The 14,949-nt window shown below is 43.7% G+C and carries 12 protein-coding genes; 6 read left to right on the top strand and 6 right to left on the bottom strand.

Translation table 11 applies throughout. From position 1 onward, the window contains the following. Positions 1–323: 323 nt before the first annotated feature. Positions 324–1,382: a Rho termination factor (modular protein) gene (locus ACBR23_RS05455; RefSeq protein WP_371115625.1), complete on the top strand. Its 1,059-nt coding sequence runs from the start codon at positions 324–326 to the stop codon at positions 1,380–1,382. A 426-nt stretch (positions 1,383–1,808) separates the two neighbouring features. On the opposite strand, the gene ACBR23_RS05450 is transcribed toward ACBR23_RS05455, so the two are convergent. Beyond that, complete coding sequence (locus tag ACBR23_RS05450) at positions 1,809–3,698, bottom strand: MASE1 domain-containing protein (RefSeq protein WP_371118856.1); 1,890 nt, start codon at positions 3,696–3,698, stop codon at positions 1,809–1,811. 308 nt (positions 3,699–4,006) lie between these two features. Next, complete coding sequence (locus ACBR23_RS05445; protein ID WP_371115623.1) at positions 4,007–5,224, bottom strand: RNA-guided endonuclease InsQ/TnpB family protein; 1,218 nt, start codon at positions 5,222–5,224, stop codon at positions 4,007–4,009. A gap of 110 nt (positions 5,225–5,334) precedes the next feature. Here ACBR23_RS05445 and ACBR23_RS05440 point away from each other — a divergent pair, with 110 nt between their 5' ends. Together ACBR23_RS05440 and ACBR23_RS05435 are read left to right on the top strand one after the other, a co-directional pair. After that, a complete protein-coding gene (locus ACBR23_RS05440) occupies positions 5,335–7,242 on the top strand; it encodes a protein kinase (RefSeq protein ID WP_371118857.1) in 1,908 nt (635 codons plus the stop codon). A gap of 145 nt (positions 7,243–7,387) precedes the next feature. Further along, positions 7,388–7,657 (top strand): hypothetical protein, encoded by a 270-nt coding sequence (locus ACBR23_RS05435; protein WP_371115621.1) that lies wholly within the window; start codon positions 7,388–7,390, stop codon positions 7,655–7,657. Between the two features lie 126 nt (positions 7,658–7,783). On the opposite strand, the gene ACBR23_RS05430 is transcribed toward ACBR23_RS05435, so the two are convergent. The 3 genes from ACBR23_RS05430 to pgk form a co-directional block, all read right to left on the bottom strand. Beyond that, the gene (locus ACBR23_RS05430; protein ID WP_371115620.1) at positions 7,784–8,986 is read right to left on the bottom strand and encodes a DarT ssDNA thymidine ADP-ribosyltransferase family protein; all 1,203 of its coding nucleotides are present in this window, start codon (positions 8,984–8,986) and stop codon (positions 7,784–7,786) included. Positions 8,987–9,475: 489 nt separating this feature from the next. Next, entirely contained in the window at positions 9,476–10,192 is a 717-nt protein-coding gene (locus ACBR23_RS05425; RefSeq protein ID WP_371115619.1) for a pentapeptide repeat-containing protein, read from the bottom strand. A gap of 168 nt (positions 10,193–10,360) precedes the next feature. Then, positions 10,361–11,560: a phosphoglycerate kinase gene (gene pgk, locus ACBR23_RS05420; protein ID WP_371115618.1), complete on the bottom strand. Its 1,200-nt coding sequence runs from the start codon at positions 11,558–11,560 to the stop codon at positions 10,361–10,363. Positions 11,561–11,744: 184 nt separating this feature from the next. Between pgk and ACBR23_RS05415 the strand changes: the two genes are divergently transcribed. Continuing rightward, on the top strand, positions 11,745–12,158 hold the full coding sequence (locus ACBR23_RS05415) for a universal stress protein (RefSeq protein WP_341740083.1): 414 nt from the start codon (positions 11,745–11,747) through the stop codon (positions 12,156–12,158). A gap of 179 nt (positions 12,159–12,337) precedes the next feature. Beyond that, positions 12,338–13,192, top strand: a complete 855-nt coding sequence (gene ylqF / locus ACBR23_RS05410; protein WP_341740084.1) for a ribosome biogenesis GTPase YlqF — start codon at positions 12,338–12,340, stop codon at positions 13,190–13,192. 9 nt (positions 13,193–13,201) lie between these two features. On the opposite strand, the gene ACBR23_RS05405 is transcribed toward ylqF, so the two are convergent. Then, complete coding sequence (locus tag ACBR23_RS05405) at positions 13,202–14,011, bottom strand: MOSC domain-containing protein (RefSeq protein ID WP_371115617.1); 810 nt, start codon at positions 14,009–14,011, stop codon at positions 13,202–13,204. A gap of 198 nt (positions 14,012–14,209) precedes the next feature. On the opposite strand from ACBR23_RS05405, the gene ACBR23_RS05400 reads away from it, so the two are divergent. Further along, complete coding sequence (locus tag ACBR23_RS05400) at positions 14,210–14,926, top strand: carbonic anhydrase (RefSeq protein ID WP_341740086.1); 717 nt, start codon at positions 14,210–14,212, stop codon at positions 14,924–14,926. The last annotated feature ends 23 nt before the right edge of the window (positions 14,927–14,949 follow it).

Below are 14,949 nucleotides of genomic sequence, written 5' to 3'. Positions count from 1 at the left end.
CTTTGAATGCTCTTGTTCCCCCCTTGTTAAGGGGGGCTAGGGGGGATCTCCGGGTCAATAAAACACGCTCTGTGCCCACTGGGAACGTTAGCCCAGTCAGGCTCCACACGAAAAAAAGTAAAGATGAGTTAAGCAATGTATCATTGGTGTCCCCCAGGCAGTTAAACTCATCACAGTCGCTTGTTTTAGGAATTGCAGTAACTTTTGTCGTTAGCGAAGCCCTCGAAGAGGATCGCCAGGGATGTCGCCCCACGTAAGCCGCGTAGATATACATAAATACCTAAAACACCTGATTTTAATGACAAAAGAGGACTTGTAACAAGATGGAGCGATCGCAAGATCAAAACCGAATAATTGAATATTTGCGGATTAAGCCAATTAGTCACAGTCAAATTTACACTTCCCAAATTGCGATACCAGAGACTCAGCGGGGCGAAATAATACGCGATCGCCGTGAAGCTCTCAGAAGAAGTCTAATTGAGCAAGGGAGCAACTTGATCCCTTTAATTGTACGCCCCACAGAAGCTTACAGCAACGAAGAAGAATACGAAGTTGTCTGCGGCGCTGATTGGTGCATGGTTGCTAAAGAAATTGGCCTCGCACAAATGTGGGCTTGGGTTTTTGAAATGACCGATGAGGAAGTAGCTGCTGCTCAAACAGAAATGGAACTTTTAGCTCCACAGCCAACTCAAAAAACAGCCCAAATTGAGAGTCTAATGCAACAATTTGAGCTATCATTTCAAAAAAAAGTAGAGAGTCTAACAAAACAAATAGAACAATCAATAAAAAAAAATGAAGACCTACTCAAAAAACAAGTAAAAGCTCTAACTGAGCAGAAGTTAGAGGGTGACAAAATAGAACAGATTAGGATTGTAATCGAAGAAATTGAACAAGCATTTAACAAAAAGGTAGATAAATTGGCTAAAAAAATTGAGCAATCGGGCAGCAATATTCCTCCCACATCTTCTGCTATGGATGAGATGAATCTTGAAGGTGCGTTAACACTGTTGGATGAATTCGAGAAATTGCTGTCAATTAAATTAGAGTTCACCGTCGAAACAATTAATCAGTTTGTGTCGGAGGCAATTACAGACCTAGAATCCGACCTAAAAAATCAAATTGCAAGGCTCCGTCGCCAACTTGGAGCCACCGCCCACAACTCTGGAATACAACCAGAGACTAAGCCCAAAACTAAGTCGAAGACACAGCCAAAAAAACCGTTTTTGCCACAATTACCGCCGTTGCAATCGCCGCCAGAAGACTACGACAGTCTCTCCCTCAGACGCTTGAAGGCGATCGGCAAAGAGCGGAAATTGCACGGTTATGCACGGATGAAACGACCAGAAATTCTGGCTGCTCTCAAACAGATTGACGGTAAATAAAATCGAAGGAATACCAACATACCCTAATTATTAAATAATTCGGGTATTTAACACAGATATTAAAACATTGCTAAAATAGACTCACAACCTCTTGGTGCCGAGTATATCGATGCTTCACACCCACAGGAAAATACTCCGAATCCCCCGTTACAGTTAGCGTCACAATGGGTAATATCGTTTCCGGCTGCATCGGAATGATTTAACCACAGAGAACGCAGAGAACACAGAGGGAGATAAGAGAGATGAATAATTCCGATGTTACCGGATTTGATATGATTTAACCACGAAGGCGCGAAGGACGCGAAGGAAGAGAAGAGAGAGATTAATCATTCCGATGTCAACGGATTTGATATAACTGATATTCTGGCGGTACATAGTTAGCAAATTCGCTGTTTAGCCGCCGCTAAATCATTATTTTTGGGGTGATTAATTTAAGTCTTGATTATTGCCTATCGGCAGTTCTATAATAAATTCTGTACTGTGATTTTCTCGTGAAATACATTTGAGTTTACCTCCATGCTTTTGGACTACTATTTGATGACAAATATACAATCCTAAACCAGTGCCTTCTCCCACAGGCTTAGTCGTAAAAAAAGGGTCAAAGATTTGATTTTGAAATGCTTTTATAATCCCCATTCCATTGTCCAAAATACTAACAGATACACATTTACTATCTAAAATATTTGTGCTAATTTTGATGCAAGGTAAAGTTTCCCCATCCTTCAAGTCTCTTTTCATCCGTTTGTCTGCCAAAGCATCGATCGCATTAACAAGTATATTCATAAACACTTGATTTAACTCCGAAACATAACATTCTATTTCTGGCAAATTACTATATTCTTTAATCACTTGAATGCTAAAATTTCCGGGATTAGATTGCAAGCGGTTATCCAAAATCATGAGGGTACTATCCAATCCCTCATGAATGTCTACTATCTTGACTTCCGACTCGTCCATCCGGGAGAAATTACGCAAAGATAAGACTATATTTTGAATTCTGTTTGTTCCTTTTTTCATAGAAGCTAAAACTTTTTGCAAATCTTGCATCGCAAACTCTAGATCCACTTCTTCTATGGCGTTTTGAATTTCTGGGGCTGGTTGAGGATAAAATTTTTGATACAATTTAACCAGCTCTAGTAACTCTTGAGTATATCGATTAGCGTGAGCTAAATTTCCACTGATAAAAGTAATCGGGTTATTGATTTCGTGAGCAACTCCCGCCACTAATTGTCCCAAACTAGACATTTTTTCGTTGTGGATTAATTGAGCTTGTGCCTGCTGTAAGTCTAGTAAGGTTTTTTTCAGTTTTTGACTTTGAACTCGTAACCGATCCTCTACTTGCTGCCGTTGTGCGATCGCAGCATACAGCATTAAATTAGTCAGTACCACAACGCCGATAAAAGACTGCAATAACACCAGAGATTCATTCAGATCTGGACGTACAAAGGGTCCGCCACCTTTAACTGTTCCTAAAACAGCAATGGCCGAAACAATAAAAATTAATAATGTTGACCCTTTGATGCCAAAACGAAATACTGCCCATAGGATAAAAGGAATCATCATATACTCCACCGGATAGCCGCCACCAAAAGCAACTTTACCGACGGCACATACCAGCAGGATTAATAGAATAAATTCAGCCTGTTGTAACTGAAATGGCCGAGATTTAAAATGTTTAAATTTCCGGTGGTATTTTTGCTGGATTGGGGCATTGCCGAATTCAAACAATTCTTGAATAAGCTCTAAAAGTAGTGGACTCCAGATTAACAACAGAGGAGTAAAAATCAGAATCCCGCCTACATTAGACATCCACCATGTAAACCAGTTAGTTCCCCAACTTTCCAGAGGGACTATACCTCGCAAATAGAGAGTGGTAATCCCGACTGTGGCACTGACAATGGGCCCACACATTCCCCCCATAACTACAAATCTGAACACACTTTGGGGGCGATCGAACAGATGGCGACTTCCCACAAACTTATGTAGCAGGAAACTGCCTAAGATTGCCGAGCCGCTAGTTCCCACGGCGATGCTAGAAGCAATGGCGATGGAAATAGCTACAGAAGCTGGATTTGTTTTGTCCAAAAAAGCCCAAATATTGGCAAAAAATGAACCGATCCAAATTCCAGGCCAAACGCGATATCCTACTAGCAGGACCGCTGCTAAAGCGAATCCGTCAGGAGGCCAAACGGGAGTCACATTGTCCGGGGTGGATGCCAAAAATCGTCCCAATTCAGCGGTGCTGTAATATACAGCAGCTAAAACGGCAACTGCTGTCGAGTGCAGCAACCATTTTGGTAGGGATAAAAAATTCATTAACAACCCTCGAATTGAATCGGATTTTTTTCACTATACTGCAAGCCCATCACCAAGCTGTTGACAAAATTGCTTTCTGCCTTGAGCAATGCAGCCTTTGCTTCAGATTTCTGGCTTTCTTGAGTTTCTTGCCCTCGATCGCTACGCCTCTAATCGCTAATTCATTGGACGTTTGTGGAAAACGCATACATATACCCATCGTTGCGCACATCCTATCAAAATATCAGAACTGCTCAACTGACAACACCGACTTGCCCATAAAGCTCGTCTATCGACGAGTATGTCTTGATTAATTTGACACTCGCCCGTCAAGCGAAGGACGGGGATTCTTCGTTCACAGACCCAACTTGCTCAGACTGGATGACTCCAATCAAAGTAGAGGTCGAATCTCCCGAAGCGTTGGGGTCTTTGACCCAAGTTCCCACATGCCCTGTGGTACTCAAGGCTAAGCTCAGAATGTTAAGTGCCGCATTCCAGTCTCGGTCTAGAACCAGCCCACATCGACAAACGTGAGTTCTCGTTGATAGAGACTTTTTCACCACCGTGTGACAGCATGAGCATTCTTGGGACGTGTAGGCTGGGTTAACTGCAACAGTTATCTTACCTAACTTCTTTCCAAAATACTCTAACCACTTCCTGAACTGATACCAACCTGCATCATTGATAGATTTGGCGAGACAATGATTCTTTACCAAGTTTTTAATCCTCAAATTTTCATAGGCGACCAAATCGTTAGATTGGATTACGCAACGCGCCACTCTCTTAGCGTGTTCTTCACGTTGCCTACTTATTTTGAGGTGTACTCGCCCTAGTCTATTAATGGCTTTCTGGCGATTGGCAGAGCCTTTCTTTTTACGAGAAACACGGCGTTGTCTAAACTTCAACCGCTTCTCGTTGGTTCGATAAAACTTGGGATTAGGTTCGGTTTGACCGTTGCTGTCGGTGTAGAACTCTTTAAGCCCTACATCCAAACCAACAGTTTTACCAGTTGGTTGAGCAGCTACTGCTTGGTGCTCATTCCTAATCAGAAACTGAACGTAGTAGCCATCAGCCCGACGTACTAACCTGACTCGTTTTATCTGGTCTAACTGGTAGAAATGTAAGTCCCACGTTCCTTTGAGTTTTAGTCTACCAATGCCTTTCTTGTCGATGAAGTTGATTGTACGTCTGTCCTCGGAAAGCTTCCAGCCTGAAGTCTTGTACTCAACTGAGCGACAATTCTTCTTGAACTGCGGATAACCTTTCTTTCCAGGAATTGCCTTTTTACAATTCTCGTAAAACCGAGCGATGGCAGAATAGGCACGCTCAACCGCAACTTGGCAGGCATGAGAGTTCAAGGCATTTACAAAGGGAAACTCTGCCCTCAGCTTAGTGTTATGGCGATATAGTTCCTTCTGTCCTACACCACGATTATCCATCCAGAATCGGATGCATTTGTTGCTGACAAATTGAGCGGTTCTAATCGCCTCGTCTATCGCCGAATATTGAGTTGTTTTTCCTTTCGCCTTGAATTCTAAGACAATCACTTGACGTGGAACAATTCTACGGCAACTATTGTAGCATAAATAAAGCCGTCAAGCGAAGGACGGGGCTTGAATCCCATTTTTTTGGTCAAAATCCGACGCAACAAGTTCCAATGACTAATCCTATCTATCCCGGCATTACTCTAGGCAACCACTACCGCATTGTCCGCGAATTGGGACATGGTGGCTTTGGGCGCACCTACCTCGCTGAAGATGCTCACCGATTTAACGAGCCCTGTGTTTTAAAAGAATTTGCGCCCCAAGTACAGGGGAGTTACGCTTTACAGAAATCCGAGGAACTCTTTGAGCGGGAAGCCGGAGTGCTCTACAAGCTCAAACACAACCAAATTCCCAACTTCCGCGAACTGTTTCGGGTGAATATTAGCGATCGAGGCTACCTATTTCTCGTCCAAGACTACGTACCAGGTCAAACCTACCGTTTTCTGCTAGATGCCCGCAAACGTCAGGGTTTGCGCTTCATAGAAGCCGAAGTCAACCAACTGCTAATCCAGCTTTTGCCCGTGCTGGAATATACTCACTCTTTGGGAGTCATTCACCGCGACATCTCCCCAGATAACCTGATTCTGCGACTGTCTGACGGGATGCCCGTACTCATCGACTTCGGCGGAGTCAAACAAGTCGCGGCCACCGCAGAGTCTCTGTTTGCTGAGACTAACAGCACTCCCGCCCCCGCCACTCGCATCGGTAAACTCGGCTACGCCCCCGCCGAACAGATGCAGATGGGCATTGTGTATCCCCACAGCGATTTGTACGCTTTGGCAGCAACGGTTTTGGTATTGCTGACAGGGAAAGAACCCCATCAGTTGCTAGACAGCCATACCCTGAATTGGCATTGGCGATCGGAATGTTCTGTGTCTCCCAATTTGGCTCTAGTGTTGGATAAAATGCTCGCTCACGGGCCTAGCGATCGCTATTCCTCGGCTCGCGAGGTAATGCAGGCTCTCTCTGGCAATCCGGCTTCCATGCCTCACTCACAACCGACACCAACATCAACCTTTCCGCCCACCCAAGCGCCGCCGGAGTTACAGCCCATACCTATCGTGCCCCCGAAACTGCCGGGAGTTCCGGTTTCCATGACTAATATTCGCAGTCAGGAAAAGTTGCCTGCTTGGAAAATGGTGTTACTGGTGGTAGCAGTTTTGTCAAGTATGGGAGGATTGGGCTGGTTTGCGGGTAATTATTTGCTAAATCTGCAATCTAAAGTGCAGAAAATTCCCGTAGCTACGGGCCCAAAGCAGCAGCAGGAAGATGCTTTGCGCGATCGCTTTCAAAAATTAGAAATTGACGATAGATTTTATAATGGTTACGTGAGTCTGGTGGACGAGACTTTCTATGCCAAATACTCGGAATTGGGAGGACGGCTGCTAAAAGAAGGTGAGGGCGATCGCACTTGGCGAGAAAGGTGGCAAAAAATCGGTGACGAATTACTTGACAAATTGGAAAACATCAGCAGTAACGCTAGAAAGAAGTTGGGCAGTTACGACACCAGCGATATCAATACCTGGAAAGTGGAAGTCAACAAGATCAATTTGAGTAGTCGGGCGCTTTATGATTTGGCTGATGCTAAGTTTTTCTATCTGTTTCCAGAACAACCGCGCGATCGTAATATAATTGGTTTGGCGATCGGACAAATTTGGCAAGCAATTACAGCAGATGCCCTCGCAGCCTTACAAGCAGGAGCAACTATCGAAAGCGTTGAATTTGAAAACCGAGCTTCCCAAAAAACCCTCAAAGGCAATCTCAAACCAGGAGAAGGGAAAGCTTACATAGCCAGACTAGCTCAAAATCAAACTCTGCGAGTAAATTTGCAAGCTCCCCCTAAATCTACTCTGCTGTCAATTTATACTCCGGGGCGGACAAACAAGTCACGAGCTTTGCTGGAAGATGCAGAGGGACTTAGTTGGTCAGGATTGTTGGATGATGCTGGTTATTATGAATTCGTGGTAGTTTCTAAATCGTCAGAGCCAATTTCCTATGATTTGAATATGGCGGCAGAATAAATAATCGCCCCTGGATTCATCCGGCGCGTAGCGTGCTGTATTTTTCCCATCTCAAATCTCAAATCTCAAATCGATTGACGTTGCACAAAACCCAGGCAATAATAGAGAATAGTAATCAAGTGAATTTTCAGGTTCAAAAAAGAATATGCTGAGATTTGCGATCGTAGCTTTAGTGACCTTAGAGTTAGTATTGCTGACAGCACTAGGTATGAATCCAGCCACTGCGACAGTCAGCAACCCCGAATTTTACGCTTGGAACTTTGCCTCTGTAGGCAGCAGCGAACTTGTTTGTAAAAAAATGGTAGTCGCCCCCCAAAACTTAGTTCTACCCTCATCGCCCATGCAGGCGGTTAATATCAGTTCAGCTATTGTGGACGAAAAATTTTGTGCGAATTCCACTAAACCTTTGAAATAAGACGGTTAATCGGTTTTTTGTCGCTAGCAACCGAGTGATGTTGTTGGCGGCAATTTTTAGGTAAATTCACTGAAAGGAAGCGTGAATATAGTCATATTCTGAAGGCTGAATAATTAAAATTCAAAACTACACTTGAGAAAGCAAAAAATCCCGTGAAACTAAATCATCTGAAAGTTTTCCTTCTGAGGGTAAATATATGGCTACAGGAATATCAATAGAAGTCAAATACTTACACATCAAAGGACCAACATCTCGCCACTCTAAACCACCAAGTCCGCATCCAAGTGCCGGCATTGCTAACGACTTTATCCCTTCACTTTTGTAGTTTTCACAAAGCCACTGCAAGCCATTCTCAATGTCAATAAGAGTTGAATTATTTTTCCAGTGATTCTTGGTGGGAAACAATAAAAACCATGTTTGAGAGTTATCATTTAAATTTTCTGAAGGCAATAATGTAGGCTCAGCTAATTGTTCTATAACCGATGACTCACGTTTGTATAAGTAAGGTTTTCCTATCTGCAAACTCTTATTTCTGCACACTTTTTCATACCTGACATATACATCAGGAAAACGATCTTTTGCTGTTGATGCCAATCCTTTGCCCATGACACCTACACAATTAACGCTAACAGTAAGAGTTTGCATTTTTGAAAAAAACATATCTCCGCGAATCAGAGAAACAGTTGAAGTAAGTCTAGCACTCCAGACTGGTTGAAAAAATCTTTCTGGTTCAACAGTAATAGGTATCTCCGAAAAAATAGGCTTGTCACAAGCAAGCAGCTTTTTTCCTAAATCTTCTCTGGCGCGATCGCAAGCAACATAAATCATTTGAATATAACTTGGCACAATCGGTTCAGGAACCAAGCATTCAGCCATCATTTTTCTTTTTGACCCATCTTCATTATTCCACCATGTTTTATTGATTTCCTTCCTGATTTGAGGTAAAAGTTTTTCACTTTCCTCAATGGGAATGATTTGCGAATCCTGACTAGCAGCATTACCTGTAGTAATAAAAATGTTTTTTTTATCTAATATTTTCTTTTTTATGCAGATAATTGCCACTTGATGAACGGCTGTTTTATTGATAACTGAGTAAAGCATTGCATTGCGCGGCTGAAAGTAAAGATTAGCGAAACTCCACAAGGATTTATTATCGCTAACTATTCTTCTAGAACGAATATCAACTATTTGACTGTTGTATATAGGCGTGTTATTCAATCCCTCTATCTCGATAATTTCGTGAGATAAAATACCCTTTTCTAAAATAGAAATAATGTTGTCAAAATGAACAATATAGTACAATCCTTGAATGCCGATTTTTTGAACCATTTTTTACCTAAATATCCAATATTTTATGAGTAAATAGATTGATAAAATTATACCGACATCAAAATTTAGCTGACTTGCACTAATCAAACTAGGTTTACTGGCATTCTATCATAACCACACAAACATTGCTTCAAAGGCCGATCGCCATTGGTGTCAACTTAAGACTGAAAGCCTTGATAAATCTCGTTTTTAGCTGAGTCTAGATCCCCCTAAATCCCCACCCTGCCCTAGCCCCCCCACCCCCCCCTGCCCCCCCCAAGGGGGGATGGGGGAAGGGGGACGAAAGAGAACACTCTTGTCCCCCCCTTCTTAAGGGGGGCTAGGGGGGATCTAGGCTTAATAGTCAAACAGCATTCTCTGACTGGGTTTGACGTTAAGTTGACACCAAAGGCCGATCGCACTTCCCTACATCCTCCAAGACTCAAAAACAAAAAGTCCGCCTGCGCGGACTTCGTTTGTCTAGAACCACACATCAGTCTAGCCGACTAATCACTCCAAATTCAAAACACAATCAGGAAAACGAGTATTCACACAAACCACCGGGCCCACATTCGTCCCCCGTAAATTGGCACGTTCCAAATCAGCCTGACGAAAATCCCTCACCGCATCTATATTTGTACCACTCAATTGAACTTTAGTCAGCCTAGTATTAGACAAAATAGCATTCTGCAAATTCGTATCGCGCACATCCGCAAAAGACAAATCAGCCCCACTTAAATTCGCTCGACTGAAATTAACTCTAAACAAAAGCGATCGCCTCAAATCAGTATTCGACAAATTAGCTTGCAACAAATAAGATTCCGCCAAATTAGCCCCAAAAAGTTTAGCACCACGCAAATCAGCCATCGTCATATTTGCCCTACCCAAAAAAGCATTAGACAAATTCGCACTGCGCAGATTAGCACTATCCAAATCCGCACCATACAAATCAGCATTAACTAAATTAGCACCAGCCAAATTAGCATCAGTTAAATCCGCTTGTACCAAATTAGCTTCATAAAGATTTGCGCCGCTTAAATCTGCTCCTTTCAACTTAGCCCTGTACAAGCTAGCCTTGAACAAATCAGCATTTCTCAAATCACAACCCTCACACTCCTTAGTTTCCAACAATTGCCTCACATGATCGGCATTTTGAGCTAGAACAGGAGCGGAATACCAAAATAAAGCTAAACTTGCCGTTACAGTTGCTAAAACTTTAAATTTCACAAACAAACCTCACAGCCACTTCAAATAAATTATACTAACAAACTCTAGACTTTAAACCCATTGCCCCTCTCTTTTCTCCCTCCTCTGCGTTCTCTGCGCCCTCTGCGGTAAATCCCCAAAAAACCTATTCGCAGCAAGGCGGGCCAAGCCCGCCCTACCTAACTGGGATTAAGCCTCATCTAAAGCAGCAACACCAGGCAATTCCTTACCTTCAAGCAACTCCAAACTAGCACCGCCACCAGTAGAAATGTGGCTCATTTCTGAACCCAAATTCAACTGTTCCACAGCAGCCACCGAGTCACCACCACCAATAATAGTGGTAGTACCAGTCTTAGTCAGTCCAGCCAAAGAATGAGCGATACCTTCAGTACCCGCAGCAAACTTCTCCATCTCAAACACGCCCATGGGTCCGTTCCAGATGACAGTTTTGCAATCAGCCAAAGCATCTTGGAAAGTTTTCACCGAATCCGGGCCGATATCCAAACCCATCCAACCATCAGGAATGCTCTCAACAGAGACAGTTTGAGTATTAGCATCACCAGCAAACTTATCAGCAACTACCACATCAGTAGGTAACAGAAAAGCAACTCCCCGTTCCTTCGCCTTAGCTTCCAAAGACTTAGCCAATTCCAGCTTGTCATCTTCCACCAAAGACTTACCAACGCTCAAGCCACGAGCCTTGTAGAATGTGAAAACCATGCCACCGCCCAAGAGCAATTTGTCGCACTTCTCCAGCAGTTTTTCAATGACTCCAATCTTGCTCGAAACCTTAGAACCGCCGATAATGGCAGCTAAAGGACGTTGAGGATTGTCGATCGCACTACCAAGATACTGCAACTCCTTCTCCATCAAAAAGCCAGCCACAGAAGGACTCAGATACTTAGTAACACCCTCAGTAGAAGCATGAGCTCGGTGAGCAGTGCCAAAAGCATCATTGACATACAAATCAGCCACAGAAGCTAACTTCTTAGCAAATTCCGGGTCATTTGCCTCCTCTTCTGGGTAAAAGCGGACATTTTCCAGCAAAATCACATCGCCATCTTGCATCGCCGCGACGGTAGCAGCGACTTCATCACCGATGCAGTCGTCAGTTTTTTTGACTTCTTTACCCAACAATTCCGACAGTCGCTTAGCAACAGGAGTCAAGCGCAACTTCTCAGTCACGCCCTTGGGACGGCCGAAGTGGCTGCACAAAATTACCTTAGCGCCCTTGGATGCTAAATCTTGAATTGTCGGCAGAGCAGCCCGGATGCGAGTATCATCGGTGATACTGCCGTTGTCGAGTGGCACGTTAAAGTCCGCCCGCACGAGTACCCGTTTTCCCGATAAGTCCGATGCCGATAAATTTGCTAGAGTTTTTTTTGTCACAGGATTAACCTCCTAAATATGTGTCTTTTTGTTGAATTCCGTTGTAATGGTGGCACTGGTCACTGGTACTTGGGCCTCGGACGCATTCAACCGCGCCCGTACAAAAAACGGAAGATGGAACAAACGGCACTGATTGGCTTAACCTAAACATTTTATCGGACTCCGTGTCCCGGAGATGTGCAGTATGTTCAAGACTGTCTTATTTCCAGTAGATCAAAGCCGAGAAGCCCGCGAAGCCGCCGAAAAGGTTGTCAATATTGTGAAAACCTATGGTGCTCGTTTAGTGATTCTGTCGGTAGTCGAACCCCCAGCCGAGAGTGGCGAATCCCCGCCGCGAGAAACAATGGCTTCACCCGAAGCCGTCGCCAAACTGCTGTCTGATGCTCAGGCGATGTTCTCCCAGCAGGGAATTCAAGCTGAAATCATTGAACGGGAAGGCAAGCCTGCTTTCACGATTTGTGATGTGGCTGACGAAATTGGGGCTGATTTGATTGTGATGGGCTGTCGAGGGATGGGTTTAACTGATGATGGGGCGTCTGACAGCGTTACCAGTCGGGTGATAAACTTATCTCCTTGTGCAGTTTTGATTGTGCCTTAGTCATTGGTCAGTAGTCATTGGTCAGTAGTCATTGGTCAGTAGTCATTGGTCAGGAGTCATTAGTTATTAGTTATTAGGTGAATGATAACTGACTACTGCCAACAGCCCACTGACCAATAACCCATGACCAATGACTAACAATTAATAACCAATAACTAATAACTAATAACTAATAACTCATGAAAATTCACTGGTATCCCGGTCACATTGCCAAAGCGGAACGGGCATTAAAAGAACAACTAAAGCGAGTAGATGTGGTACTAGAAGTCCGAGATGCCCGCATTCCTTTGGCTACTCACCATCCCCAAATGCTGAATTGGGTGGGCAGTAAAGCACGCATCTTAGTTATTAATCGGATGGATATGATTTCGCCTCGGTTGCGGGAGGAATGGGAAAGCTGGTTTGAAGCAAGGGGGGAATCGGTTTATTTTACTAATGCCGAACATGGACACGGCATAAATGCTTTGGCGGATGCTGTACAGAATGCTGGGGTGCAACTGAATCAAAGAAGATTCGATCGCGGGATGCTTCCTCGTCCTGTCCGAGCGGTGGTGATTGGCTTTCCCAATGTGGGAAAATCTGCTTTAATTAACAGGCTGTTGGGACGCAAAGTGGTAGATAGTGCGCGCAGGGCTGGAGTAACTCGATCGCTCCGATGGGTTCGCATTTCTGACCAAATTGAGTTGTTAGATACCCCCGGAGTGATTCCCACCCGTATTAACAATCAAGACAATGCCCTAAAGTTAGCTATTTGTGAAGATATTGGCGAAGCAGCTTACGACAATCAGGTAGTAGCAGCGGCGATGGTGGATTTGCTCCTGGGGCTGGAAGCTACTGATGATACTTTGATCTCAGTATCTGGTTTCAAATCTAGATATAAATTAGATGCTTTATCTAGTAATGGTGAAAATTATTTACACGAGGTAGCGAAAGAAAGACATCAAGGAGACGTGGAACGAATGGCACGGCAAATGTTGAATGATTTTAGAACTGGTGTTTTGGGTCAGCTTCCTTTGGAGTTACCGCCGATTTGATCTAGCAGTTTAAAATCCACAATCCACACTTGACTTGAGGCTGATGATTTTCACTTCATCTCCTATGTGTAGTATTTTTCCTGATAAGCGATCGGGTACTCGCGTGTTAATGTTAAGTTGCGACAAGTGATTTAAAGGCAATCGTCTTGCGGAATCAGCTATGGTTTTATTCCGCTTGGCTGTGAATACCTTTTCAAAATTGGGATAAACTTCTTCCCTAAAATAATGGCGCTGCGATAGGATAGAGCGTTGGCTGGGATTAAGAGCTTCAAATGTGGTTGTTCCTATTTGCAAGCGCACAATTTCTTCATTTTCTGCAAACAGTTGGTCTTCCCAAAACGGCGGCACGTCTCCAATTTCAATATTAGCTCGTAAGTGCTGTCGCATTTCATTGACACAAACTCTGGGAAACCAAGATGCAATTTCTGCAATTGTTTCGGTACTGATGATGGTTGGTCCGGGTGCTGCGGGATTTTCGGGAAAGCCGGTTAGCAAGTTCTCAACTAACTTGACACGGAAACCGAAGTAGTTAGTCAACCAAGATTGTATTCTGGCCCGTTCTCGATCGATGTGAAAAAATATTTCTTGTTCAGTGCCTTGAATTTTCAGACCGACGATGTTATTGCTGATATTAAAGGATAAACGCAGAAAATAAGCTCCGTTGTGGCGATCGCCGTTGACAAATTCCCCTTGCTCGTCATAGATAGCAAAGGAGCGATCGCCTTTTAGAGCCCCGCTAGGAAGAAGAGTTGCTTGACTGACAGCTATGCCGTCTAGGGATTTGATTGGATAGATATGAATACTGGCAACGTAAGCCATTTCGATTTATTGAGCAAAATTATTGTGAATCTCTAATTATAGCTTTTATTTGGTATTAACGTGGTAATAATTTATAATTATTCATCATTTTTTTAAATTAGTCAGAGATGGCTTGTAAAGAAACAATAAAAAAATTAGTCAAAATTTATTGTACATATTATGCTCAGAATGTTTAACGCTGAAAGAGAGTTATAAATAATGATGGAACCAAAAAAAACAGGCGGGATGTCGAGGCGGAATGCCATCTTGATGGCTGGTGCAGGGGCGCTGGTGGCAGCCATTGCACCAGGAGTCTTAAAAGTGGAAGCGGCGAATGCTAACACAGAGGCCAGCCCAGACATCACTTCTGATGCCGCACTCCAGAAATTGATGGATGGGAATCGGCGCTACATTCAACAAAAACGGACATTTCCCGACCAAGGCCGATCGCGCATTGTAGAAGTAGCAAAGGGTCAACGTCCGTTTGCGATCGTTCTTTGCTGTTCCGATTCGCGGGTGGTTCCTGAAATTCTTTTCGACCAAGGATTGGGGGATTTATTTGATATCCGAGTAGCTGGAAATGTCCTAGACGATGCTATTATCGGTACCATGGAATATGGTGTCGCAGAATTGGGTACTCCCTTGATAATCATCCTGGGTCACGAACGCTGCGGTGCTGTCAAAGCAGCTTTAGACGGCAAACCAGTTCCTGGTAAAATTGGCAGTTTGGTGGCGGCGATTAAACCGGCGGTTGATTCGATCAAAGGTCAACCGGGGGATGCCTGGGATAACGCAGTCAAAGCTAATGTGAAAATGAACGTAAGTAAGTTAAAACAATCATCACCAATTATAGCTGACGCAGTTAAAGCAGGCAAACTTAAAGTTGTCGGGGGACGCTATGATTTGGATACTGGTACGGTAGAGATGGTTGGTTGATTTTCTTGATTGTATCTGACTTT

Source organism: Microcoleus sp. (assembly GCF_041354475.1).
Taxonomy (GTDB): Bacteria; Cyanobacteriota; Cyanobacteriia; order Cyanobacteriales; family Microcoleaceae; genus Microcoleus.
This window is presented reverse-complemented; position numbering and strand designations above follow the sequence as displayed.